At 67.7% G+C, this 23,365-nt stretch carries 17 protein-coding genes; 13 read left to right on the plus strand and 4 right to left on the minus strand.

From position 1 onward, the window contains the following. The first annotated feature begins 5 nt into the window (after positions 1 to 5). A complete protein-coding gene (gene mutL / locus AC07OD_RS04045; RefSeq protein WP_494595270.1) occupies positions 6 to 2,051 on the plus strand; it encodes a DNA mismatch repair endonuclease MutL in 2,046 nt (681 codons plus the stop codon). Positions 2,052 to 2,152: 101 nt separating this feature from the next. Here mutL and AC07OD_RS04050 read toward each other — a convergent pair whose 3' ends face one another. Further along, a complete protein-coding gene (locus AC07OD_RS04050) occupies positions 2,153 to 4,027 on the minus strand; it encodes a glycosyltransferase family protein (protein WP_494595271.1) in 1,875 nt (624 codons plus the stop codon). A 493-nt stretch (positions 4,028 to 4,520) separates the two neighbouring features. Between AC07OD_RS04050 and AC07OD_RS04055 the strand changes: the two genes are divergently transcribed. Next, entirely contained in the window at positions 4,521 to 5,348 is an 828-nt protein-coding gene (locus tag AC07OD_RS04055) for a methyltransferase domain-containing protein (RefSeq protein ID WP_218295487.1), read from the plus strand. A gap of 81 nt (positions 5,349 to 5,429) precedes the next feature. Here AC07OD_RS04055 and AC07OD_RS04060 read toward each other — a convergent pair whose 3' ends face one another. Continuing rightward, positions 5,430 to 6,593, minus strand: coding sequence for a glycerophosphodiester phosphodiesterase (locus tag AC07OD_RS04060; RefSeq protein ID WP_494595273.1), 1,164 nt, complete (start codon positions 6,591 to 6,593; stop codon positions 5,430 to 5,432). Positions 6,594 to 6,837: 244 nt separating this feature from the next. On the opposite strand from AC07OD_RS04060, the gene gdhA reads away from it, so the two are divergent. Together gdhA and AC07OD_RS04070 are read left to right on the plus strand one after the other, a co-directional pair. After that, the gene (gene gdhA, locus AC07OD_RS04065; RefSeq protein WP_218340175.1) at positions 6,838 to 8,181 is read left to right on the plus strand and encodes an NADP-specific glutamate dehydrogenase; all 1,344 of its coding nucleotides are present in this window, start codon (positions 6,838 to 6,840) and stop codon (positions 8,179 to 8,181) included. A 138-nt stretch (positions 8,182 to 8,319) separates the two neighbouring features. Then, the gene (locus tag AC07OD_RS04070) at positions 8,320 to 9,153 is read left to right on the plus strand and encodes an alpha/beta hydrolase (RefSeq protein WP_218340174.1); all 834 of its coding nucleotides are present in this window, start codon (positions 8,320 to 8,322) and stop codon (positions 9,151 to 9,153) included. A gap of 31 nt (positions 9,154 to 9,184) precedes the next feature. On the opposite strand, the gene AC07OD_RS04075 is transcribed toward AC07OD_RS04070, so the two are convergent. Continuing rightward, on the minus strand, positions 9,185 to 10,480 hold the full coding sequence (locus AC07OD_RS04075) for a serine hydrolase domain-containing protein (protein ID WP_218340292.1): 1,296 nt from the start codon (positions 10,478 to 10,480) through the stop codon (positions 9,185 to 9,187). Between the two features lie 244 nt (positions 10,481 to 10,724). Between AC07OD_RS04075 and AC07OD_RS04080 the strand changes: the two genes are divergently transcribed. The 3 genes from AC07OD_RS04080 to AC07OD_RS04090 are packed head-to-tail and all read left to right on the plus strand — an operon-like array spanning position 10,725 to position 13,620. Further along, the gene (locus tag AC07OD_RS04080) at positions 10,725 to 11,957 is read left to right on the plus strand and encodes a multidrug effflux MFS transporter (RefSeq protein WP_218295491.1); all 1,233 of its coding nucleotides are present in this window, start codon (positions 10,725 to 10,727) and stop codon (positions 11,955 to 11,957) included. A gap of 2 nt (positions 11,958 to 11,959) precedes the next feature. Continuing rightward, positions 11,960 to 12,967, plus strand: coding sequence for a tRNA (adenosine(37)-N6)-dimethylallyltransferase MiaA (miaA, locus tag AC07OD_RS04085; RefSeq protein ID WP_494595594.1), 1,008 nt, complete (start codon positions 11,960 to 11,962; stop codon positions 12,965 to 12,967). Then, positions 12,964 to 13,620, plus strand: coding sequence for an ABC transporter ATP-binding protein (locus AC07OD_RS04090; protein WP_218295492.1), 657 nt, complete (start codon positions 12,964 to 12,966; stop codon positions 13,618 to 13,620). Before miaA ends, AC07OD_RS04090 begins: the two co-directional genes overlap by 4 nt. Positions 13,621 to 13,635: 15 nt before the next feature. Here the strand turns inward: AC07OD_RS04090 and AC07OD_RS04095 are convergent, their stop codons facing one another. Then, entirely contained in the window at positions 13,636 to 15,318 is a 1,683-nt protein-coding gene (locus tag AC07OD_RS04095; protein WP_494595277.1) for a serine hydrolase, read from the minus strand. 142 nt (positions 15,319 to 15,460) lie between these two features. Here AC07OD_RS04095 and AC07OD_RS04100 point away from each other — a divergent pair, with 142 nt between their 5' ends. The 6 genes from AC07OD_RS04100 (at position 15,461) to AC07OD_RS04125 (ending at position 23,356) form a co-directional block, all read left to right on the plus strand. Then, positions 15,461 to 18,127: an ABC transporter permease gene (locus AC07OD_RS04100; protein WP_494595279.1), complete on the plus strand. Its 2,667-nt coding sequence runs from the start codon at positions 15,461 to 15,463 to the stop codon at positions 18,125 to 18,127. A gap of 188 nt (positions 18,128 to 18,315) precedes the next feature. Further along, the gene (locus tag AC07OD_RS04105) at positions 18,316 to 19,011 is read left to right on the plus strand and encodes an IPTL-CTERM sorting domain-containing protein (protein WP_370627799.1); all 696 of its coding nucleotides are present in this window, start codon (positions 18,316 to 18,318) and stop codon (positions 19,009 to 19,011) included. Positions 19,012 to 19,037: 26 nt separating this feature from the next. Continuing rightward, on the plus strand, positions 19,038 to 19,928 hold the full coding sequence (locus tag AC07OD_RS04110) for a collagen-like protein (RefSeq protein WP_218295495.1): 891 nt from the start codon (positions 19,038 to 19,040) through the stop codon (positions 19,926 to 19,928). A 77-nt stretch (positions 19,929 to 20,005) separates the two neighbouring features. Further along, positions 20,006 to 21,055 carry a tetratricopeptide repeat-containing glycosyltransferase gene (locus AC07OD_RS04115; protein ID WP_218295814.1) on the plus strand — a complete coding sequence of 350 codons (1,050 nt, stop codon included), beginning with the start codon at positions 20,006 to 20,008 and terminating at the stop codon, positions 21,053 to 21,055. A gap of 43 nt (positions 21,056 to 21,098) precedes the next feature. After that, a complete protein-coding gene (locus tag AC07OD_RS04120) occupies positions 21,099 to 22,163 on the plus strand; it encodes a PLP-dependent cysteine synthase family protein (protein WP_494595282.1) in 1,065 nt (354 codons plus the stop codon). Between the two features lie 20 nt (positions 22,164 to 22,183). Then, entirely contained in the window at positions 22,184 to 23,356 is a 1,173-nt protein-coding gene (locus tag AC07OD_RS04125) for a lipocalin-like domain-containing protein (protein ID WP_494595284.1), read from the plus strand. Positions 23,357 to 23,365 lie beyond the last annotated feature (9 nt).

A 23,365-nucleotide genomic window follows, 5' to 3' on the forward strand; every position in this document is an offset into this window, starting at 1 on the left:
CACGGGTGAACGACACCACCCCCCTCCTCGCGGCGGCGCAGCCCGCCACCACCCCCATCGCCACGGCCCGGCGCCCCATCCGCGACCTGCCCGATGAGCTCATCAGCCAGATCGCCGCCGGCGAGGTGGTCGAGCGCCCCGCTTCCGTGGTGCGCGAACTGGTGGACAACGCGCTGGACGCGGGCGCCACGCAGATCACCGTGCGCCTGTCGGCTGGCGGCGTGCGCCTGATCACCGTGGAAGACGACGGCGGGGGCATTCCACACGCAGAATTGCCCGTGGCGCTGCGCCGCCATGCCACCAGCAAGATCACCAGCCTGAACGACCTGGAGACCGTGGCCACCATGGGCTTTCGGGGCGAGGCGCTGGCCGCCATTGCCTCGGTGTCGGAGATGGCCCTGCTCTCGCGCCCGGCGGCGCAACCCAATGCCTTCCTGCTGGACGCACGCAGCGGCGAGCTGCGCCCGGCCGCGCGCAGCACCGGCACCACGGTGGAGGTGAAGGAGCTGTTCTTCTCCACCCCCGCGCGCCGCAAGTTCCTGAAGACCGACGCCACCGAACTCGCGCACTGCATCGAATCGGTGCGGCGCCATGCTCTCGCGCGGCCGGATGTGGGCTTTGCCATCTGGCACGAAGGCAAGCTGGTGGAGCAGTGGCGCGCCACCTTCGTGCCCGGACAGGGGGATGCCCAGGACGCGCTGGCCCGCCGCCTGTCCGACGTGCTGGGCGAGGACTTCGTCACGCAATCCGTGGCCGTGCAGCACCGCGTGGGCCCCGTCACCGTCACCGGCCGCGCGGGCCTGCCCGACGCCGCCCGTTCGCGCCCCGACCACCAGTACTGCTACGTGAACGGCCGCTTCGTGCGCGACAAGGTACTCACCCATGCCGCCCGCAGCGCGTACGAGGATGTGCTGCACGGCCACAAGCAGCCCATCTATGCGCTGTATGTCGAGATCGACCCGGCCCGCGTGGACGTGAACGTGCACCCCACCAAGATCGAGGTGCGCTTTCGGGACAGCCGCGAGGTGCACCAGGCCGTGCGCCATGCCGTGGAAAACGCGCTGGCCGCACCGCGCGCCGCCGCGCTCGCGGCCGTCGCTGCGGCTGCTGCGGGGGCAGCCGCGCCAGACGCGGGCGCCACGGCGCAGGGCCCCACCGAGGACTTCAGGCCCAATCAGCCTCCAGCCCTTCACTGGCAAGCGCAGTCAGCTATCAAATTTGAAGAGCGTGGCCACCACGTGGCCGACCTGCAGGCGCTGTGGGCCCCCAGGAGGGAGACCGGGCCCATGGGCCATGACGCGCCAGCCGCCGTGTTGCCCATTGCGGCGCCATCGCAGCCCCTGCCGGGCACGGCCGATGCCCCGCACGGCAACGGCCCCGCGGCCGCCCCCGCCGGCGGCGCGGTGCCCGGCGCCCCTTCCGTGCCGCCAGCGACCGCCCGCGGGCCAGCCGGCAGCGAGACCACCTGGCCCCTGGGCCGCGCGGTGGCCCAGCTGCATGGCGTGTACATCCTGGCCGAGAACGCCCAGGGCATGGTCATCGTGGACATGCACGCCGCCCACGAGCGCATCGTCTACGAGCGCCTCAAGGCCCAGGTGGATGGCGACGCCCGCATCGCCAGCCAGCCGCTGCTGATCCCGGCCACCTTCGCCGCCACGCCCGAGGAAGTGGCCACGGCCGAGGCATCCGCCGAGGTGCTGGCCATGCTGGGCATGGAAGTGGTGCCCTTCTCGCCCAAGACGCTGGCCGTGCGCGCCGTGCCCACCACCCTGGCCCAGGGCGACCCGGTGGAACTGGCCCGCAGCGTGCTGGCCGAACTGGCCGCGCACGACGCCACCACCGTGGTGCAGCGCGCACGCAACGAAATCCTGGGCACCATGGCCTGCCACGGCGCCGTGCGCGCCAACCGCAGGCTCACCATCGACGAGATGAACGCCCTGCTGCGGCAGATGGAAACCACGGACCGGTCGGACCAGTGCAACCACGGGCGGCCCACCTGGCGGCAGCTGAGCATGAAGGAACTGGACGCGCTGTTTCTGCGCGGGCGCTAGGTAAGCACATTGAGCAGCAGCCTTGGCGCTGCAGCCCCATCATGGGCCGCGACAAAGGTTTCTCCAATACCTCAATTCCTCACCATGTGCACGGCGGCGCGCTATGACAAAGCACGCGCCGCGGCCGACACATCGCAGTGAGTCACGACCGGTGGGGTGGCCAGCGTCATCGGAGTGTGGGCCTGGGCTGGCTGCAGAGTCCACTCAAACGTGTAGTAATTGCTGCCCAAGTACTTGACTTGACTTGCGCGCGGCGGCGCCATGGATGTGGCGTGTGCCAGCGTCCAGCTGTCCGGCAGGCGCAAAGTTGTTTCGTCGGTACAACGCAGCGAAACACGGAGCACCGTAGGGCCTTGCGCATTGATCTGCACCTTGATGCCCTGATCGTGCCGGGCGGGTAAAAATGTCATGTAGTCTGCCTTTTCGTCAGAAAAGACATTTCCTCCCTCGCGCCCATTGATGTGCAGTGGCAATGGCGCCAAGGCATACACCGAGGCACCGGGCAGCTTGGCCACAGGAGTCAGTCCCCCCGTTAGCGCCCAGGGCATGGTGGGGTGGGTGGGTTCGATCAGGTATTGCAGGGCGGATGCGTATCCGGCGGAGTCGCGGCAACGCGCATCGAACTGGCGATTGGTCATATCGCGCGCCAGCATCCAGTACAGGCCGCGCAATTGGTTTTGGCAGATGCCTTCGGTCTGCAAATAGGTTTGCATAGCATGCAGATACCGGTAGCTGAAAGAGGGAATCAGGCGTTCCACGCCCTGTATGCGTGGAAAGAACGATGCGTTGGCTGACACGTCAATCCGGCCCTGTGCCTCGAACTGCCGGTACAGCCCCACCTGCCCACCCAGGGCCAGGGCACCGACCCCAGCGGCACACCACCGCCATGGCGAAGGAGAACAGTTCCATTGCTCGCTGGTGCGTGCCCAGCCATAGGCTGCAACCAGGGCCAGCCAGGGCTGGATCACATCCAGATGCCAGAAGGCTCCATGGGACAAGAGCGCGATCGCCATGACCCACCACAGCACCAGCGCGAATGCCACCCAGCGCATGGCGCGCGCGCGCATGGCGTGCACCAGCCCCAATGCCACGCCGACGAGCATGACCCCCAGCAGCGCGGCCGCAGCGGCCGTGACCGCCGGAATAGCGGGGCTAATACCCGCGACCATGTGGTAAGGCATGGCCAGTGCGTCCCACCACTTGCCTGCATCGAGAATTCTGCCGGGCAACGCGGACCAGCCACCCGGGGTGGGTGGGGGCGGAGCGGCAACGACGCGTGGGATGTTCCAGGGCTGAGCCCAGGCCGCCCACAGGGCGCTGAGCGCCGCCACGATGGCAATGGAGGCCCAGGTGGCGCGGTGCCTGAGCACCGCCGGGTGGACCAGCGCATACAGACCCAGTGCAACACCCAGCGGTGCGGCCGAGGGATGTATCTGCAATAGCACAAACATTGCCAGCACCAACGCAAACCATCCCTGACGAGGCTGTTGCAGTGCCTGCACCCACAGTGTCAGCACCAAGCTGGAGAGACCCATCACCAGCGCGGGGTTCCAGGCACTGTGGGTGTAGACGCTCCCGAAAATCGGCATGCACAACACCAAATAGGCCAGCGCGATGCGTTCTCCCAGGCTCCGGCTCAGTGTGTACCATGCGTACCCGATGCAAGCCACATAAAACAGGCCAAAAGCGACGAAGATGCTGATTTCGCTATCAATGACCAGCAGGGGCAATCCCAGCAGATAGTAGAACCCCGGCGGAAAGTACAGACGCCCGTTGAACGGGGTACTGCTTTGGGGCCATTGGCCCTGGTGCAACCACTGGCGCACCGTTTCCATGTCTCGAATCTGGTCCGGTCCGTGAAAGGTCAAGTCACAGTAGTAAAGTTGAAGGACACTCAAGGCGAGCAGGATCAGCACTGCAATCCAGTCGCCAGGCCGGATGGAGCGCAGTGGCAGGGTGGTAGGCGGTGCATTCATAGGCAAGATTTGTTCTCGGTTCAGGGCCGCAAGCTGTTGATTTATAAAGGCGGTACTTTAGCCGACAGAAGGGTTTGGGAGATGCCGGATACAAAGCATCAGCCCAGCAGCGCGTGTTTCGGCAACACTACAGCTACGGGAACCCAATCACGGAAAGCTCAGGATTCAGCCTTATGAGCTACGCACTACCGAGTCAAAACCACATGCACCAGCGATCCACCCAGCGCGACACGAATAATGCGGATGTACACGGAGCTTTTTCAAAAAAAACCGTAAATAGCACAGAATTACCGCAAGCAAACCCAATCTTCCCTCACCTCCGATCAACATCTTCCATATTTTCAAAAAATTGAATCTGCAATAGCGCGCCCCGGCGTTGACAGTCGGGCAACGCATTTTCTGGGCATTCGAATACGGACCTTAAATCTTGCTGCACTCAGTCATTACATTCATCCGCAGACTGCTCGGAACACAGAGCATTCAAAACAAGCTCATGCAAATCGAATTCGATCTTCGTGAGAAAAGCAAAATTCCGACTACAACAGCGAAAAGTTCGCTCTGTGGTTCCATGACGGAGGTGCGAAAGACGGTAGCTGACAATTTTATTTCCGGCCATGGAATTGAAATAGGTGCTTTTGCCTCGCCACTTCCCGTCCCGCCAACAGCCCAGGTCACTTACGTCGACAAATACAACATCGACGATCTCGATGCCAACCACAAAGTGGCTGGCCTTTCAATGAGCGATTTCGGCGTTGATTTAAACGCCGTAGTTCGGCCCGACATCGTGGATGATGGCGAGTGTCTTTCGAAATTGGGAGATTATTCGCAAGATTTTGTTATTGCAAATCACGTTCTTGAGCATTTTGAAGATCCAGTCAAGGGCTTCAAGAACATGCTGAGAATCTTGAAACACAGTGGAATTCTGTATCTAAGCTTGCCGGAGATGCGCCACAGCTTTGACAGCATAAGAAACCAGACGCCCTTTGAGCACATTCATAGAGACTATGAAGAAGGGCCAAGCTGGTCGAGAGAACTCGCCTATGCAGAATTTGCGAAGATCTTTGCAGCCAACGGCATGGACAAAGGACTTTTCCCACGCCGATCAGGAGATTCGCTGGCTCAATTCGAAAGCGAGATTTCCAGAGAACTGAACACCTCCAACTACAGCATTCACTTTCATGCCTGGACAATGGATGGCATGATGGAGATGTTCTCAAAAATCAAAAATATTTATAATCTTGCATTCGAAATTCGACTGATCATCAAGAACAAGGAAGAGGTCATTTTCATTTTCGAGAAGACAGTACCCCATATCAATTAATTCGCAACCATGCAGAATTGAAAAAGCGCCTTACGGCGCTTTTTTGTGAGGACCACCGTCAGCCAGCACGGTCACAACCCATCAGTTGTCGCGCGCTGCCTTGGCGGTGTCCGGGAAGTCGCTGAACACGCCGTCCACACCCAGGTTGTAGAACAGCTTGTACTCGGCCTTGGGGTCGCCCTTGAAGTCCGAGGCCAGGCGCTTGGCCTCACTGCGGAAGGTGTAGGGGTGGACCATCAGGCCCGCGGCGTGGGCATTCTTCACCACATCGGTGGGCGCCATCATCACGCGGTCGCGTTCGTCGATCTTGCTGTCGCCATTGAGGTCATCGGCCTTGCCGTCCTTGTTGGCGTCCACCTGCTTGGAGGGGATGAGGTACGGCTTCCAGGGGCCGATGCCGTCGGCATAGGTCTTGACCTCCTTGAGGCCCGCGGGGGTGAGCAGGCTGGCGAAGGTGCGCGCGTCGCCGGCCACGGCAAAGTCGTAGGGCTTGTCGTAGGGGGCGGTCAGGTCCATGCTGCCGTCGGGGTTCACGTCGTTCGCGTCCACCAGCTGCACCAGGCGGATCTGCGTCTTGGTGCGCAGGTACTTGAGGTTGGACACCTCGAACGACTGCACGATGACCGGCGAGCTCTTGGCGGTGTAGCCGTACTTGGCCAGCGTGGCGAGCAGGCGGTCTTCCAGCGGCAGGCCCAGCTTGGCATGGAAGGTGGGGTGCTTGGTCTCGGGGTACACGCCCACGGTGCGGCCGGCCTTGGCGCCTTCGTTCTTGGCGAGGTCCAGCACTTCTTCCAGGGTGGGGATCTGGTACTTGCCGTTGTGCGACTGGTCGCGGTCCGACAGGGGCTGGACGGCGCGCAGGGTCTTGATCTCGGCCAGGGTGAAATCCGACACGAACCAGCCCTCTTCCTCCACGCCATCCACCATCTTCTTGGTCTTGCGGCCCGCGAACTCGGCGCGGGTGGACACATCGGTGGTGCCGGTGATGTTGGGTTCGTGGCGCGCCACGAGCACGCCGTCCTTGGTGGCCACCAGGTCGGGTTCGATGAAGTCGGCGCCCATGTCGATGGCCCGCTTGTAGCCCTCGAGCGTATGGTCGGGCAGGTAACCGGCGGCCCCCCGGTGGCCGATCACGAGCGGCTTGTCGCCATTCAGCGTGGGATAGGGGTTGTCATCGTTGCCGCCGCAGGCCGCCAGCGTGGCCAGCAAGGCCAGCGCACCCAACTTCGCACCAGGAATGTGCATGCTCTTCTCCTCGTTGTGTTTAGAACCGCCGAACTGTGGCCGCCGCCTGTGACAAGGCGATGACTCCCGTTTTGCGCGCCGGTGACAGCCCACGCCAGCCCCCCGCCGCACCAACATATGGCAACTCACCCGCCACATTCCCCACCATTGTGCATAGGCATGCGCATAAACGTATAACTTTTGAACATAATTCGATGTTGCAGCGCGCCATTGCCTGCTTTTTGACGCAGAAAGCTTTTTGAACATGAAATACGAGTCCGCAGGCAGCTTCCTTTCCCACGTGGCCCACCGCAATCCGGGTCAGCCCGAATTCCTGCAGGCCGTCACTGAAGTCATGGAAAGCCTGTGGCCGTTCATCGCCCAGCACCCCCGCTATGCCGAGCATGGCCTGCTGGAGCGGCTCGTCGAGCCCGAGCGCATCGTGATGTTCCGCGTGTCGTGGGTGGACGACCATGGCACCGTGCAGGTCAACCGCGGCTACCGCATCCAGCACAGCATGGCGATCGGCCCCTACAAGGGCGGCCTGCGCTTTCACCCCTCGGTGAACCTGTCGGTGCTCAAGTTCCTGGCGTTCGAGCAGACCTTCAAGAACGCGCTGACCACGCTGCCCATGGGCGGCGGCAAGGGCGGCTCCGACTTCGACCCCAAGGGCAAGAGCCCCGGTGAAGTCATGCGTTTTTGCCAGGCCTTCGTCTCCGAGCTGTTCCGCCACGTGGGTGCCGACACCGACGTGCCGGCGGGCGACATCGGCGTGGGCGGCCGCGAGGTGGGCTTCATGGCGGGCATGATGAAGAAACTCAGCAACCGGGCGGACTGCGTGTTCACCGGCAAGGGCCTGTCGTTCGGCGGATCGCTGATCCGCCCCGAGGCCACGGGCTATGGCACCGTGTATTTCGCGCAGGAGATGCTCAAATCCCGGGGCCGCTCGCTCGACGGCATGCGCGTCTCGGTCTCGGGATCGGGCAACGTGGCGCAGTACGCGGTCGAAAAGGCCCTGCAGCTGGGCGCCAAGGTGGTCACCGTGTCGGATTCGAGCGGCACCATCGTGGACGAGGCCGGTTTCACCCCGCAGAAGCTGGCCGAGCTGATGGAGGTGAAGAACCACCTGTATGGCCGCGTGAGCGACTACGCAGCCCGCACGGGCTCCCGCTTCGAGGCCGGTGTGCGCCCCTGGCACGTGCCCGTGGACGTGGCCCTGCCCTGCGCCACGCAGAACGAGCTGGACGCCCAGGACGCCGCCACCCTGATCAGGAACGGCGTGGTCTGCGTGGCGGAAGGCGCCAACATGCCTTCCACCATCGATGCCGCCAAGGCCTTCGAGGCGGCAGGCGTGCTCTACGCCCCCGGCAAGGCCAGCAACGCCGGCGGCGTGGCGACCTCGGGCCTGGAGATGAGCCAGAACGCCGCCCGCCTGTCGTGGCCCCGCGAAGAGGTCGATGCGCGGCTGCTGCAGATCATGCAGGGCATCCATGCCGCGTGCCTGCACTATGGCAAGCGCAGCGACGGCAGCGTGAGCTACGTGGACGGCGCCAATATCGCGGGCTTCGTCAAGGTGGCCGACGCGATGCTGGCGCAGGGCGTGGTCTGACCTTTCTTCGGGAAACGTTTCAGAAGCGGTGAAAAGAAGGGCAGTTGCCGGGCAGTTGGCGGGCTCTGCGGGAAGATGGGCACAAACCCTGCTTTCCGTGCGAGAACTTTCCGGCACGATGGCGACTCTCTCCTTTCCATGAAACGCACCCCCCTCCTGATCTCCCTGGCGCTGGCCATCGCCGTCTCGGCGGGCTGCGCCACCCTCGACGCCAAGCAGCGCGAGTGGATCTTCCAGCCCAGCGACCGCAGCTGGGGCGGCCCCCAGTCCACCGAGGACATGCAGGACGTGTGGATCGATTTCCAGTCCGAGGCCACCGGCCAGCCTGGCCGGCTGCACGGCCTGTGGCTGGCCCATGCGCGCGCGGACGCCCCCGTGATGCTGTACCTGCACGGGGCGCGCTGGAACGTGGCGGGCTCGTCCGGCCGCGTGCGCCGCATGCAGGAACTGGGGTTCTCGGTGCTCGCCATCGACTACCGGGGGTTCGGCCAGAGCAGCGCCGCGCTGCCTTCCGAGGTCACGGCCGGCGAGGACGCCCGCGCCGCCTGGGACTGGCTCGCCCGCCAGGCGCCGGGCACGCCGCGCTACATCTTCGGGCACTCGCTGGGCGGGGCCATCGCCATCGACCTGGCCCGCCAGGTCCCCGACGAGCAGGGCACCATCGTCGAAGGCACGTTCACGAGCATCCCCGAGGTGGTCAGCACCTTCAAATGGGGGTGGCTGCCCGTGTCGGCCCTCATCACCCAGCGTTTCGAATCCGTGCGCAAGGTCTCCGAAATCGGCTCGCCCCTGCTCGTGGTGCATGGCAGCGAAGACAGCCTCATCCTGCCCAGCCTGGGCCGCAAGCTGTACGAGGCGGCGGCCGAGCCCAAGCGGTTTGTGCTGGTGGAGGGTGGTTCGCACCACACCACCAACGCCGTGGGCCAGGGCCTCTACCGCGAGGCCATGGTGGCCCTCTTCAAGCTGAAGTAAGCGCCAAGGTCGAAGCTCAGGCGCTGCAACCTCAGCGCCGCACCGCCTGCGCCAGCGCGGCCCAGGCCTTGAGCGTGAGCGGGTGGGTGAAGCCCGCGCCCGCCACCGGGTGCGACGAGAGCTTGACCACCACCATCTCGGCAGCCGGGTTCACATGGATGAACTGGCCGTGGATGCCCGCGGCCTCCCAGGCGCCATCGGCGTTGTGCAGCACCCACCACTGGTTGCGATAGCTGTAGCCGGGGCGAAACGCCATGCCGCCCATCTTGAACTTCTCGCGGTCGCCGCCTTTGGCGGTATCGTCGATCACGGCCTTGTCAAAAATCTTCTGGCCGTTGTAGCTGCCGCCCAGGCGCAGCATTTCGCCAAACCGCGCCAGGTCGCGCGCCGTGGCATTGAGCCCTGCGCCCTGCAGCGGCGTGCCCACGCTGTCCACCATCACGTGGGCGTCTTCTTCCATGCCCAGCTTCTGCCAGATGTTCTCGCTCATCAGCTCGGCCCAGTGCTTGCCGGTGGCGCGCGAAACAATCCAGCCCAGCACCTCGGAATGCACGGTGCGGTACACAAAACCCGCGCCGTGTTCGCCTTCCTTCTTGAGCGTCTTCAGGAAGTCATACACAGTGGTCGGCCCCTGGTAGCCCGGCGGGCGTGGCAGCATGCCGCTGGACCAGCTGTAGCCAAAAATTTCGGTCGTGGGGTCGGTGTAGACCTCGCGGAAACGCACGGCACCCGTCATGTCCATCACCTCGCGCACCTTCATGTCGCCCCAGGCCGAGTCGGCCAGCTCCGGCACATATTTGGTGACCAGCGCGCTGGGGTCGATCTTGCCCTCGTGCGCCAGTTGCGCGGCCATGAGGCCGGTGAACGACTTGGTGACCGAGAACAGCAGGTGCGGCGTGTACGGCTTCATCTGGTTGTCGTAGCGCTCGTACACCACGCGGCCCTTGTGCACCACCACCAGCGCATCGGTGTAGGTGCGGGTGAGCCACTGGTCCACCGTGATGGGCTGCCCCTTGTCGTCATCAAACACCACGCCGCCCAGGGGCTTGGGGTCTGCAGGCAGGGCCGATGCAGCCGCCCCACCCCGGCGGATGTTGTGCGTGGGCTGCAGCTCGCGCAGGTGCTGCAGCGCCCAGCGCATTTGGGGGTACTTGAAAGAATTGCTCAGGTCCACACGCTGCGCGCCCTCGGGCGGGAAGGTGGTCATGTAGCCCAGCTTGTCCAGCGTCACGCTCTCTGGCGCGGGCAGGGCCGGGGCCTGTGCCTGGGCGGCCAGGGCGGTGCCCAGGGCGGCCAGCGCCAGCGCACTGCGCAGCCGGGTGGTCATGGCGGGGCGCCAGCCCTGGGACCCTCGGCGGGTTGTGATCTTGTGCATGGGATGTCTCCTGGCTTGTTGTGTTGTGTGTTGTTGTGCGGCGGCCTGGGTCCGGCCAGCCGCACCACCATGGTGCTGCGCCACCGGCCCCGCGCCCTGTCACCCGCGCGACGCGCGTCACACACCAACTCTCACCATCTCTCACAAGCCCCGCCCGGCAAGGCGCCCATGCCCCATCTGGTACCCTCAGACAGATATGTCTGCCCCCTCCGCCACCGCCGTGCCCACGGCTGCTTCCGCCTCCATCCAGCCCGGCCTGGCCATCCTGGTGCTCGCGCTGCTGCTCTCCATCCAGCCCGTCACCACCGACCTGTACCTGCCCGCCCTGCCTGCCCTCACGCGCAGCCTGGGCGCACCCATGGCGGCCGCGCAGCTCACGCTCAGCGGCCTGCTGCTGGCGTTTGGCTGCTCGCAGATGGTATGGGGGCCGCTGTCGGACCGCTTCGGACGCAGGCCCATCCTGCTGGCGGGGCTCGGCATCTACACCCTGGCATCGCTGGGCAGCGCATTTGCACCCACCATGGCGCTGCTCATTGTGTGGCGCATCGCCCAGGGCGCCGCGATGGGCGCGGTGGTGATGTGCGCGCGGGCCATCGTGCGCGACCTGTACACGCCGCTCGACGGCGCGCGCGCCATGTCCAAGGCGCTCACGGGGCTGGGCATCGTGGCCTGCATCTGCGCGCCCATGGGCGGGCTGCTCAGCGAATGGCTGGGCTGGCGCGCGGCGCTGCTGGCGCTCACGGTGTATGCCGTCGTCACGCTGGCCCTGGTGGCGCTGCGCATGCCCGAGACCCTGGCGCGGCGCAACCCGCAGGCACTGCAGCCGCGCGTGCTGCTGGGCACCTGGATGCAGGTGCTGCGCCACCCCACCTTCTGGGCGTTCTCGCTGCAGACCACGGCCACCTACGGCGGCCTGTTCACCTTCCTGGCAGCCTCTTCGTTCGTCTACATCGACGTGCTGGGCCTCACCCGCACGCAGTACGGCTGGACCATGGCGTCTGCCTGCCTGGCCTACTTTGGCGGCACCTTCCTGTGCCGCAGCCTGCTGGCCCGCTTCGGCCTGCAGCGCACGGTGGCCATCGCGGGGGCACTGAGCATCAGCGGCGGCACGCTGATGGCGCTGGTGGCGCACCTGGGCTGGCACCAGCCCTGGGCGCTGACCTTGCCCTTCTATCTCTTCATGCTGGGCCACGGCATCCACCAGCCCTGCGGGCAAAGCGGCGCTGTCGGCCCGTTTCCGCAGGCGGCGGGCGTGGCGTCGGCGCTCAATGGTTTCATGATGATGCTGGCCGCCTTTGCCATCGGCGGCTGGCTGGGCGCGCGCCTGGACGGCACCGTGTGGCCCCTGGTCAACGGCATCTGGTTCTGGTCGGCCGCGCTGGCGCTCATCTCGTGGACGCTGGTGCAGAAGTTCGGAGCCCGCGCGTGACCCTGCCCGAGCCCCTGCTGCCCGCCATCGCCCTGGCAGGTCCCACGGCTTCCGGCAAAACGGCGGGCGCGCTCGCGCTGGCCGCCGTGCTGGGCAGCCAGGGCGTGCCGGTGGAGATCATCAGCGTCGACTCCGCCCTGGTCTACCGGGGCATGGACATCGGCACCGCCAAGCCCGCCCCCGAGGAACGCGCCGCCGCGCCGCACCACCTCATCGACATCCGCGACCCGCTGCAGGCCTACAGCGCGGCCGAGTTCGTGCAGGACGCGGCGCGGCTCATCGGCGAGATCCGCGCGCGCGGCGCGCTGCCCCTGCTGGTGGGCGGCACCATGCTGTACTTCAAGGCGCTGTTCGACGGCATCGACGACATGCCCGCCGCCGACCCCGCCGTGCGCGCGCGGATCGAAGCGCGGGCCACCGAACTGGGCTGGCCCGCGCTGCATGCGGAACTGGCGGCGGTCGACCCCGTGACCGCCGCCCGCCTGGCGCCTGCCGACAGCCAGCGCATCCAGCGCGCGCTGGAGGTGTGGCATGTCTCCGGCCAGCCCCTGTCGAGCTTTCACACTACAAAAAAGAGAGCTTCAGGCGCAGATCCAGCAAGCGCTACAGCCCTCTTTTCCTTGGAACCGGAGGACCGCGCCTGGCTCCACGCCCGCATTGCCCAGCGCTTTGACGCCATGCTCGCTGGAGGTTTCCTCGACGAAGTGCGGACCTTGCGCGCACGCGGCGACCTGCATCCGGACCTGCCCTCCATGCGCTGCGTGGGCTACCGCCAGGCGTGGGAAGAGCTGGACTTCCAGGCCACCCGCGCACCCGGCACGCCCCTGAACCTGGCCCACCTGCGCGAGCGCGGCATTGCCGCCACGCGCCAGCTCGCCAAGCGCCAGATCACCTGGCTGCGCGGCATGCCGGGGCGCTACACCATTGCGTGCGACCAGCCCGACGCCACGGCCCGGCTCGTGCAGGCCGTGCTGCGGCGGCTCGCGCAGCGCGAGCAGGCCACGCCATGACGCTGCTGCGCGCCGAACAGCTGGGCAAGCGCTACGGCGACACGCCGGTCTTCGCCCAGGTGCAGTTCACCGTGGCGCCCGGCGAATTCGTGGCCATCGTGGGCGACTCGGGCGTAGGCAAGTCCACCCTGCTCAACTGCCTGGCCGGGCTGGACAGCTGGGACACCGGTCGCATCACCCACGGCACCACCGACCTGGGCGAGCTCGACGACACGGGGCGCGCCCTGTGGCGCCGCGCCCACGTGGGCTTTGTCTTCCAGGCCTTCCATGTGCTGCCGCACCTGGACGTGGCACAGAACGTGGCCCTGCCGCTGATGCTGCTGGGCCGCAACGACCCGGCGCGTGTGCAGCAGATGCTGGACGCCGTCGACATGGGCGCACTGGGCGCGCGCCTGCCGCAACAACTGAGCGGCGGGCAGCTGCAGCGCGTGGCCATCGCCCGCGCGCTGGTCCATCGCCCCGCCCTGCTGCTGGCCGACGAACCCACCGGCAACCTCGACCCCACCACCGCCGCCCGCGTGATGGACCTGCTGCTCGCGCAGACACGCGGGCATGGGGCGTCGCTGGTACTGGTCACGCATTCGGATGCCGCTGCCGCCCGCGCCGACCGGGTGCTGCGGCTGCGCAGCGACGGCATCAGCGCGAGCGGCTGACCCGCAACACCCGCATCACGGTTCGAGGCGGGGCGCGCGGAAGCGCCCGTTCTGGTGCAGCACCACGGCACGCACCTCGCCGCTGGAATAACGCTCGAACTCCAGTTCCGCCCGCACCGCGTCGTACGCAAACCGGTCCTGCTGGCCGGGAAGCGGGTACACCGTGTAGCGCGGTTGGGAGCCCAGGCGCACCTGCAGGCGGCCACCCGTGGCCTGCACATCCAGCACATTTCCGCCGCGCAGGCGGTAGCGACCCAGGTACGGGGCCAGCACCTCGTCCGACTGTGGCGGCGCAAGGCCAACCAGCGGTTCCTCCGCGCGCAGGGCCGTCAAGCGCGCGCCAAAACGCGTGTAGCGCAGCACCGCGGGCCGCCCTTCCTTGTCGCGCTCGAAGCGCAGCTGCCGGCCCGATGCGGGCTGCGTGAAGGCGTCGGGCCCCAGCACCTGCAGCGGCTCGAACACACCGCCAGTGGGCCGCAGCTGCAGCTGGCCATCCACCAGGGCCAGGCTCAGGGCCACCGCAGGCGACGCGCGGTAGACCCCTTCGTACGGCGCCAACGCAGCCGCGTCGGTGGCGGGCTGGCCGGGCGGCACGGAGTAGCGCAGCGCCAGCAGCGGCGTCATCACATCCTGCTGCGCGGCCCGTGCGTTGGCCACCAGGGCGATCACCGCCTCGCCCCGGTCGGGTGCCAGCAGCCATACGCTGCGAAAGCCCCCCGTGCCGCCGCCATGCAGCCAGGTGCGCAGCCCGTCGCGCTCGCGCAGCATGATGGCGTAGCCGATCTGGCCGCCGTCGTGGTCCGCCAGCGGCGTGAACAGGCGCTCGGCCGCCGGGCCCAGGGGCCCCTGCGCGCCGGCCAGCAGCGCGCGGCTGAACACCAGCATGTCGGCCGCCGTGGAGCGCAGGGCCCCCGCACCGGCAAAGGCATCGAACTCCCACACCGACACCGGCGTCTCGCCTTCATGTGGCGCAGCCAGGCGCGGCGCCTTGCCGCCCAGCGACTGCACCGTGTCCTGCATGCCCAGCGGGCCGGTGATGCGCTCGTGCACGAGCGTGGCCCAGGGCAGGCCATAGCGCTGCGCCAGCACCTCGCCCAGCACCGCAAAGCCAAGGTTGCTGTACACGCCCGCGCACGGCGGCGACTGCGCCAGGCGTGCATCGGCCAAGGCCTGCCACAGGCGGGGGCGGTGGTAGCGCAGATAGGGGTTGGCGGCGTCCGAATCGCGGCGGAAGTCCGCCGGCAGGCGTGGCAGGCAGGAGGTGTGCGTGACCAGCTGGCGCAGGGTGATGGCGGCCACCGGGACGGGCAAGGCCGGCGCCAGTGCGGGCGTGCCATTGAGCAGCCCGCCCAGCGTGTCGTCCAGCGCCATGTCGCCACGCTCCACCGCCTGCGCCAGCAGCAGGCCGGTGAACACCTTGCTGATCGAGCCCACCTCGAACAGCGCCTGGGCAGGTGCTTCTGCCACACGGTTGCGGGCCGTGCCGAAACGGGCCTGGCCACCGTGCCATACCCCCACTTCGGCGGCGCCGCGCAACGGGCCCAGCGCGGCAGCGGCCATGGTGTCCGCGGGTCCCGACCAGTCGAAGCCTGGCGGCGGGGCGGCATGTCCCGCCAGCGCCATCCACAGCACTCCCGAGGCGAGGATGTGCCGCGCCAGGCGGGACGCCGGGAGAAGGGTTCCATCACAGCATGCCATTCCATCGCCTCCCTGAGCGGCACCACGGGGCGGGTGCCATGGCGGCATGGTCGCATGCGCTGGCTGTGGGCCAGCTTAAGGGCGCGGTGTTCCCGGATCCTTTTCAATGCGTTCGGGCAAGGCCAGGCCGCACAATCCCGCCATGCTCGCACTGCTTCGCACCTTCTCCTGGCAGGATCTGCGCCACCATCCCTGGCGCAGCGCCGCGGCCGTGACCGCGGTGATGCTGGGCGTGGCGCTGGCCTTTGCGGTGCATGTGATCAATGCGTCCGCGCTGGACGAGTTCTCGCAGGCGGTGCGGGCGGTCAACGGCCAGCCCGACCTGGAGCTGCGCGCCATGCAGGGCAGCCTGCCCGAGGCGTTGTACGGGCAGCTCGCCACCCATCCTCAGGTGGCGCGGGCCAGTCCGCTGCTGGAGCTGGCGGCGGTGGCACGGGCCGCCGTGCGGCAGGATGCCGAAGCGCCGCCAGCGCCCCCGCCGCCCGGCACGCCGCTGCGGGTGCTGGGCGCCGATGCGCTGCTGGTGCCCACGATGGCGCCCGCGCTGATGCCCCGGCCGTGGCCGGGCGCCGATCGCCTCGCGGTCTTCGCCCCCGCCACGGTGTTCCTCAACGCCGCCGCGCTCCAGGCGCTGGGGCTGCCAGCAATCCCCACCGGCCCTGCGCCGCGGCTGTTGCTGCAGGCCGGCCTGCGGCAGTGGACGGTGCACGTGGCCGGTACGGTGGCGGCCGGCGGCGCCCCCTTGGCGGTGATGGACATCGGCGCCGCGCAGGACCTGTTTGGCCGCACGGGGCAGTTGAGCCGCATCGACATCCAGCTGCAGCCCGGCACGGACCGCAGCGCCTGGGAGCAGGCCGTGCGCGCCCTGCCGGGCTGGCCCGCCGATGTGGTGTTCGCCCAGCCAGGCGACGCGGCCCAGCGCATCGGCAACCTCTCGCGCGCCTACCGGGTGAACCTCACCGTGCTGGCGCTGGTGGCGCTGTTCACGGGGGCGTTCCTGGTGTTCTCGGTGCTGGCGCTCAGCGTGGCGCAGCGCGCGCCGCAGTTCGCGCTGCTGGCCGTGCTGGGCGCAACGCCGCGCCAGCGCCTGTGGCTGGTCCTGGCCGAGTCGGCCACGCTGGGGCTGGTGGGCAGCGCCGCCGGCATCGCACTGGGCTCGGCCCTGGCCGCCGCCGCGCTGCGGCTGCTGGGCGGCGACCTGGGCGGCGGCTACTTCGCGGGCGTGCAGCCCGCGCTGCAATGGAGCGCCCCGGCGGCCCTGGCCTATGGCGCCCTGGGCGTGGTGGCCGCGCTGGTGGGCGGCTGGTGGCCCGCGCGTGCCGCGCAGGCGCTGCCGCCCGCGCAGACGCTCAAGGGCCTGGGCACGGCATCCCGGCAATCCGCCAATGGCGCGATGGGACTCATCTTGACCGCAACGGGTGCGCTGCTGGCCATGGCGCCACCTGTTTTTGGCATACCGCTGGCGGCCTATGCGGCCATCGGCCTGCTGCTCGTCGGCGGCATTGCCCTGCTGCCCTGGGGCATGGCCTGGCTGCTGCGCCGCCTGCAGCCGCTGGCCGCACGCCATGCCCTGCCACTGCTGGCGGTGGAGCGTGCGCGGCGCATGCGCGGCACGGCGGCCATCGCCGTGGGGGGCGTGGTGGCCAGCCTGAGCCTGGCGGTCGCGCTGACGGTGATGGTGTCGAGCTTTCGCGGCTCGGTCACGCAGTGGCTGGACGCGGTGCTGCCCTCGCCCCTGTATGTGCGCCCGGCCATCAACGCCCCGGGCAGCGACGCCGCGCTGCTGCCCGCCGGCTTTGCGGAGGCGGTCGCCCAGCTGCCCGGGCTGGAGCGCGTTCAACCCCTGCGGGCCAGTCCGCTGCAGCTCGATGCCGCCCGTCCCGCGCTCACGGTCATCAGCCGCCCGCTGGGCAATGATCCCGCGCGCCAGCTGCCCCTGGTGGGCGATGCGCTGCCCGTGCCCGCAGGGTACACCGGGGTGTACGTGAGCGAGGCGGTGGTGGACCTGTATGGCATGCGCCCGGGCATGGAATGGCCAGCCCTCTCCAGGGCTTTCAGCCCTCCCGCCCTTGGTGATAAAGCGCAGGAAGCTATCTTTTATATAGCAGGCGTCTGGCGCGACTATGCCCGGCAATCGGGCGCAGTGGTGATGGACCGTGCGGTCTGGCTGCGCCTGACCGGTGATGCCCGCACCAGCGATCTGGCCCTGTGGCCCCGTGAAGGGGCCGATCTGCAGGCCTTGCAGGAATCCATCCAGGCCGTGGCCGCAGCGCATGCCGGCGAACCCCGGAGGGCGGGTGCGGCGGACGCCGCGCCCCTGGCTGACTTGCAGCCGGCGGCGCTGGTGGAGTTCGTCTCCTCCGGCACGATCCGCGCGCGCTCGCTGCGCATCTTCGACCGCAGCTTCGCGGTCACCTACTGGCTGCAGGCGGTGGCGATCGGCATCGGGCTCTTTGGCGTGGCCGCCAGCTTCAGCGCCCAGATCCTGGCGCGCCGCAAGGAGTTCGGCCTGCTCGCGCACCTGGGCCTCACGCGCCGCCAGATCCTGGCCGTGGTGGCCGGCGAAGGCGCCGCCTGGACGGGTGTGGGCGCGATGGCGGGCCTGCTGCTGGGCCTGGCCGTGTCAGTGGTCCTGGTGCACGTGGTCAACCCGCAGAGCTTTCACTGGACCATGGACCTGGCGGTTCCGGTGGGACGGCTGGGCGCCCTGTGCATGGCCGTGGCCGCATCCGGCACCCTCACGGCGTGGCTCGCTGGACGCGCCGCGGCGGGAAGGGATGCCGTTCTGGCGGTAAAGGAAGACTGGTAGCCGCCGTCAGCGGCCATAGACGACTGTTAAATATTGTTTGCAATCATTGCAAATATTGATGATCATCCACCATCAAACAAGCGCCTCGGGATTCGCCAGCCCCGGTCCAGTGCCGGATCGCAGCCAGTCCCGCCAACATCAGATGCGCCGAGCTCTTGGTTCAAGGGTGCAGACGCAGAGGGAGATCCGTGAAATCGATAGTCCGCCAACTGGCCGCCGTGGCCATGCTTTGCTGTGGCCTGGCCGCACCCGCCTGGGCACAACTCGTCATTCCCTCCGGAGGTTCGTTCGACGTGCCGGGTGGCTCCATGGACATGGGGTGCCTCTCCGTGGAGGTGGAGGGCTCGCTGAACATCATCGCGGGCCAGTTCTCGACCACCAGCAACCTCAATGTGGCAGGCACCGGCACCTTCAACGGAGGCTCCGGCGTGCTCGCGGTAGGCGGTGACCTGAGCAGCACCGGCACCTTCAACGCCGGAAATGGCACGGTGGCCCTCACGGACGGCTGCACCGGCAACACCAGCCAGCTGTCAGGCACCATGGTCTTCCAGAACCTGACCCTGTCCAGCGCCACAGGCCGCACCTTTGTCATCCCCGCAGGCACCAACATCACCGTGCTCGGCACCCTGACGCTGCAGGGCGCACCAGGGCAGAACATCCAGCTGGTCTCCTCGGGCGGCGGCACGGCAGTCATCAACCTGGCCCCCGGCGCCACGGTGAACCAGAGCTTCGCCTCCGTGGCAGGCAACGTGCAGATCGGCGGCGCAGCGGTTGCCACCAGCATCCCCACACTGAGCGAGTACGGCCTGATGCTGCTGGCACTGTTGATGGGCATGGCGGCCTTCTGGCGGCACCGCCGCAGCCGCACAGCGCAGTACATTTGATTGACTGAGGCCAGGAACACCACACAATGAAATACCGCTTCCACTCCCTGCCTCTGATCGTTGCCCTGGGCGCCGTCTACGCCGTGCACAGCCCCACGGCCCTGGCCGCCGACATCTCCGCCACCGTCCCCAGCGGCGGCGGGTTCGTGATCAAGAACTCCACGGGCACCCAGGAACGCTTCCGCGTGCAGGACAGCGGCGAAGTGCGGGCCCCTGGCCTGCTCGGCGCAACACCCAACAACAATCTCACCTGCTTTGACGGGCCCACCGGCCGCCTGGGGCCCTGTGCAGGGGGCATCGGTACCGGGGCGACTGGCGCCACCGGCCCCACGGGACCCACCGGAGCGATCGGAGTGACAGGGCCCACGGGGGTCACGGGTGCTGCCGGTGCGACCGGTGTGACGGGAGCAGCAGGACCCACGGGATCCACCGGCGTGACGGGGGCCACCGGCCCGACAGGCGCCACAGGTGCCACCGGCACCACGGGACCGACAGGCGCCACCGGAGCCACGGGTGCCACGGGCGCTGACAGCGTCGTTGCCGGACCTCAGGGACCGCAAGGCATCCAGGGGGTTCAAGGCGTGGCGGGTCCCACCGGGGCGATCGGCGCAACGGGTGCAACCGGAGCCACGGGCGCGACGGGAGCATCGGGTGCTGGAACAGTGACGCTCACCACCACGACCGCCCTCGGGAGCTGGCTGCTGGTGAATCACACTCCCCCCGACGATCCAGCGGACGTCCAGTTGACCGCCACTTGCGCGGCGGGCAAGACCGTGGTCAGCGGCGGCTGCCGCATCACCGCGGGGCGCGGTGGCAGCTATTTCGAAGGGGGATACCCTTCCGCACCCAATCAATGGACCTGCCAGTACTCGGTTTTCAATGACCTCTCCGCGGAAGCATCGGCTATCTGCCAGTAGGACGCGCCGAGTCCCTTGAACCCAGCGAGTGCAAAAGGCACAGCTTCTTGGTGAGCAGCCCCCGCATCTGCCTGAACATGATCGTGAAGAACGAGGCCCCGGTCATCGCCCGGTGCCTCGGCTCGGTCAAGCCCTGGGTGGACCACTGGGTCATTGTGGACACGGGCTCCACCGACGGCACGCAGGACCTCATCCGCGCGTTCATGCAGGACGTGCCTGGCACGCTGCACGAACGGCCCTGGAAGAACTTCGCGCACAACCGCAACGAGGCGCTCGAGCTGGCGCGCCCCCATGGGGCCTATCTGCTGTTCATCGATGCCGATGAGCAGCTGCGTGTACCGCCGCAGTTCACCTGGCCCGAACTCACGGCCGATGGATACACCCTGACCTGCCACATGGACGGCTGGGAATATCAGCGCAACAGCCTGGTGGCCACCCGCATCGGCTGGCGCTGGGAGGGTGTGCTGCACGAGTACCTGACCGCCGCGCAGCACGGCCCCTGGCAGACGCTGCAGGGACCGGTCATCCATGTGTCTCACGATGGCGCCCGCGCGCGCGACCCCGAGACCTATCTGCGTGACATGGCGCTGCTGGAACAGGCCGTGCGGGACGACCCCACGAACACGCGCAATGTGTTCTATCTGGCCCAGAGCTGCCGCGATGCCGGGAAGATCGAGCCCAGCCTGCTGTGGTACCAGCGCCGGGTCGACATGGGGGGATGGGACGAAGAGCGCTGGTATGCCCTGTTCCAGATCGCCGTGCTGCGTGAGCGCAACCAGGCCCCACCCGCCACCGTGCGCGATGCTTATCTGGCGGCCTACGCGGCCCGCCCGCAGAGGGCTGAGCCCCTTTGCGAACTGGCCCGCTATCACCGCGAACGGGCCGAACATGCACTGGCCACCGTGTTTGCCCTGCAGGCATCACAGATTCCGCAACCTGCGGACATTCTTTTTGTGGATACACAGGTGTACACATGGCGTGCACTGGATGAGCTGGCCGTCAGCGCCTTCTACACCCCCCACCGAGACCTGGGTCGTGCTGCGCTGCAGCGGCTGCTGGCCGAGCGCCGATACCCGGCGGACCAAGCCCAACGCATCGAAGCAAATCAGGTTTTCTACGGTCTGTGACCATCTCTGCGGCCCAGGCTGGAGGCGCTGCGACAATGCTCGCATGCAGACTCTCTCCCCTCCTTCCCGCTGGCTCCACGAAGCCATCGCCCGCATCGAAGCCGACTACCAGCGCAGCGCCGACACGCACCTGATCCCGCTGCGGCTGCCCGCGTTTGCCGCGCATGGCATTGACCTGTACCTCAAGGACGAATCCACCCACCCCACGGGCAGCCTGAAGCACCGGCTGGCGCGGTCGCTTTTCTTGTATGCACTGTGCAACGGCTGGGTGCGTGAAGGCTCGACCATCGTCGAGTCGTCCAGTGGCTCCACTGCGGTGAGCGAAGCCTACTTTGCGCGGCTGCTGGGGCTGCCGTTTGTGGCGGTGATGCCGCGCAGCACCTCGCCCGAGAAGGTCGCGCAGATCGAGTTCCATGGCGGGCGTTGCCATTTTGTGGACAGCGCGGGAGCGGTGTATGAGGCGGCCCATGTGATTGCCGAGGAGACGGGCGGCCACTACATGGATCAGTTCACCTATGCCGAGCGCGCGACAGACTGGCGCGGCAACAACAACATTGCCGAGAGCATGTTCACGCAGATGGCGCGCGAGCCGCACTCGGTACCGCGCTGGATTGTGGTGGGCGCGGGCACGGGCGGCACCAGCGCCACCATTGGCCGCTATGTACGCTACCAGCGCCATGCCACGCAGGTGTGCGTGGCCGACCCGGCGGGTTCGGTGTTCAGTGCCTACCACCGCACGGGCGATGCGCAGCTGACGGCGCCAGGATCCCGCATTGAAGGCATTGGGCGCCCACGGGTGGAGCCCAGTTTCATCCGCACGCTGGTGGACCGCATGATCGATGTGACGGACTGCGAATCCATTGCCGCCATGCGCGCACTGTCGCAGCTACTGGGGCGGCGCGTGGGGCCCTCCACCGGCACCAACTTTGTGGCCATGCTCACGCTGGCCAGCGAGATGCGCGAGCGGGGCGAGCGCGGCTCCATCCTGTCGCTGCTGTGTGATGCGGGCGAGCGGTATTTACCCACGTATTTCGACACCGAATGGGTAGACCGCACGTTCGGCGATTGCTCGGCAGCGCAGCAGAAGGTAGATGGCCTGATCGGCTGATGCCAGACACGCACTGCACCATGCCCTCCACCGCCCTGTCCCCGGGCCCTGCCGGGCCATCCACCGGCCCCGCTGCCACGCGCCGCCAGTGGCTGGTCAGGCAGCTGCCGCTGGGCATGGCGCTGGCGGGAGGGGCGGCGGGCTGGCTGCCCGGTCCGGCATCCGCCCTGCCGGCCCGCACGCTGGCCTTTCCGCGTGACCATGGCAGCCACCCGGAGCTGCGCACCGAGTGGTGGTACATCACGGGGCATGTGCAGGCGCGGGGCCAGCCCTGGGGATTTCAGCTCACGTTCTTTCGGTCACGGGTGGACGCCACGCAGCCACTGCAGTCCGCGTTTGCCGCCAAGCAGCTGCTGTTCGCGCATGCCGCCGTCACGGACGTGCAGGGCCAGCGTCTGGTGCACGACCAGCGCATCGCACGCACGGGTTTTGGCGTGGCGCAGGCCAGCGAGGCCGATACCCGCATCCGGCTGCAGGACTGGACGCTGGAGCGCAGCGACATGGCGCACGGCAAGCCCCACCTGGCGCTCAGCCGCTACACGGCCCGGATCGCAGGCAGTGAATTCGGCATGGAGCTGCAGTTCGACAGCACCCAGCCCGTGCTGCTGCAGGGCCAGCAAGGCCTGTCGCGCAAGGGGCCTGGCGCGGCGCAGGCCAGCTACTACTACAGCCAGCCGCAGCTGGCGGTCAGCGGCCACCTGACGGTGGGGGGCCGCCGCATGGATGTCACACCCGGCACCGGCCGCGCCTGGATGGACCACGAATGGAGCGAGGCCCTGCTGCACCCCGAAGCCCAGGGCTGGGACTGGATCGGGATGAACCTGCACGATGGCAGCGCGCTCACCGCGTTCCGCCTGCGGCGTGCCGATGGCTCGGCGCTGTGGGCGGGGGGATCGCTGCGCGCGCCAGGGCAGCCCGTGCAGGCATTCGACGCGCGGTCCGTGGTGTTCACGCCGCAGCGGTGGTGGAGCAGCCCGCGCAGCGGCGCGCGCTATCCGGTGCAATGGCGGGTGCAAACACCCGCTGGCGCATTTGAAGTGCGCACCGTGCTGGACAACCAGGAGCTGGACAGCAGCGGATCGACGGGCGCGATCTACTGGGAAGGCTTGTCCGAGCTGGTGGACCACGCAGGCCTGCCCGTGGGCCGGGGCTACCTGGAGATGACCGGATATGCAAAACCGCTGCGCCTGTGACGGCGGCAG

It is taken from the genome of Acidovorax sp. GW821-FHT10E03 (assembly GCF_059415205.1).